This is a genomic window from Acrocarpospora corrugata, assembly GCF_009687845.1.
Classification (GTDB): Bacteria; Actinomycetota; Actinomycetes; order Streptosporangiales; family Streptosporangiaceae; genus Acrocarpospora; species Acrocarpospora corrugata.
This window is the reverse complement of sequence record NZ_BLAD01000013.1, coordinates 1-892: the sequence shown is the minus strand read 5'-3', so window position 1 is coordinate 892 and position 892 is coordinate 1. Positions and strand designations below refer to the sequence as shown.

The window sequence follows — 892 nt, the reverse complement described above, 5'->3', positions numbered from 1 at the left end:
TGAGCCCGCGTCAAGCGGCAATGGGCGTGGGTAGCCAGGTGCGTCCGGCGAGGACAGCATGAATGGCGTCGATCGCGCGGATGCCGTGCCCTTTGGTGGTGACCAGGTAAGAGCGCACGCGGCAGTACCGGCTCAGGGTGGCCATGGTGTGCCAGTAGCCGGAGACCGCTTGATGGCGTTTCGGCTCCTTGAGTGCCTGCTCGGAGGCATTGTTGGTGAACGGGACAGAGAAGTTGGTGGTGAACAGCCAGACCTGCTCGGCCTTGGCCGCCAGGCGGCGGGCCAGTCGGTAGCCGGGATGGTTGCCGTCATGCCAGTCTCGGTGCCGATTGGTGATCTCGCCCCAGTGGACCTCGTGGTCGTAGCCGGCTCGCAGGCCGACCAGCAGATCATCGTCGAGATGGTCCCGGTCCCCGGCTGCGGCCTGACCAACCGCGGCCAGCGCTTGGAGCAGGATCGTGCGGACGCGTTCGGCCCAGCCCTGCTCGACCGGGTGCAGGTCACGGACCCCGGCCAGGTGGCGGATCAGGTGTGCGCCGCATTGCTGCACTCCGGCCAGTTGCTCGTCGAACTGAGCCCGGCCCCTGTAGTCGTCGCGGACCAGGTAGCCCGCGTACCCGTCCAGGACGCCCGGGCCCTTGATCGCTTCCTTGGAGCGGGCGCCGATCGGCTTCAGCCAGACCAGCCGCTCGTCAGGGGTGCGCACGCCAACGATGTGCGGCTGGCCGGGCAGCGGCTGCCCGCTCTCGTCGGTGTTCTTGCGCAGCACGTTGACCGGCGTCTCGCCGGCGCACAGGACGTCCTCGCCTTGCAGGGCGGCCTTCATCGCCTCATCGAACCCGGCGCAGGCCAGCTTGTCGGCGAACCGGTGGTGGGCCTTGGCGACGAACCC

General features: G+C 68.7%; 1 protein-coding gene. It reads right to left on the bottom strand.

Going from position 1 to position 892, the window contains the following annotated elements; translation table 11 throughout:
• Positions 1-10: 10 nt before the first annotated feature.
• On the bottom strand, positions 11-892 hold an 882-nt coding region (locus Acor_RS00090; protein ID WP_155334407.1), incomplete at its 5' end, for an IS66 family transposase.